Source organism: Cellulomonas bogoriensis 69B4 = DSM 16987 (assembly GCF_000767165.1).
Taxonomy (GTDB): Bacteria; Actinomycetota; Actinomycetes; order Actinomycetales; family Cellulomonadaceae; genus Actinotalea; species Actinotalea bogoriensis.
The window spans coordinates 1-769 of record NZ_AXCZ01000399.1; the positions used below are offsets into that span (position 1 = coordinate 1).

Below are 769 nucleotides of genomic sequence, written 5' to 3' on the forward strand. Positions count from 1 at the left end.
CCCTGCGGGCAGCGGGCGTCGCCGCACCCCTCGCGCTGGTCCTGGGCCTGCTGCTGGCCCTGTGGCGCACGACCCGCCGCTGGTGGCTGCGCGCGCCCGCGGTCGCGGTGGTCGAGGTCTTCCGCGGCCTGCCCGTCCTGCTCGTCATGTTCTTCGGCCTGCTGGGCTTCGGGTGGTCGGCGTTCGCGTCCGTCGTCCTGGGCCTGACCGTCTACAACATGGCGATCATCGCCGAGATCCTCCGCGCCGGTCTCGCGTCCCTGCCCAAGGGGCAGGCCGAGGCGGCGTACGCGTTGGGGCTGTCCCGCACCCAGACGCTGCTCACCGTCCTGCTGCCGCAGGCCGTCCGGATCATGGCCCCGAGCCTCGTCGCCCAGCTCGTGGTCCTCCTCAAGGACTCCTCGCTCGGCTTCATCATCGGGTACGCCGAGCTCCTGCGGGCCGTCCAGAACAACGCCTGGTACTTCGGCAACACCTACTTCGTGGCCCTGTTCGTCGCGGGCGCCAGCATCTACCTGGTGGTGAACCTGTCCCTCTCGCGGCTCGCCCACGTGATCCAGCGCCGCTCGACCCGGGTCCCGGTCGCCGCCGTGGTCGACGCGGTCGACCCCAGCGCCGCACCGAGCCCGACCGGGACGGACACCGGCCACACCACCCGCACCTAGATGTACTGACCCGCAGCGTTGTTGACGCGGTCGATGGGTCGTAGGCCGCCGATGCCGAGGTGGGGTCGCTCCAGGTTGTAGTGGCCGGGGACGCGTTGGACCGG

At 71.5% G+C, this 769-nt stretch carries 1 protein-coding gene; it reads left to right on the forward strand.

The features are described 5' to 3' along the window. A partial coding sequence (locus N869_RS15675; RefSeq protein WP_035063245.1) for an amino acid ABC transporter permease occupies positions 1 to 665 on the forward strand: 665 nt, incomplete at its 5' end. Between the last annotated feature and the right edge of the window lie 104 nt (positions 666 to 769).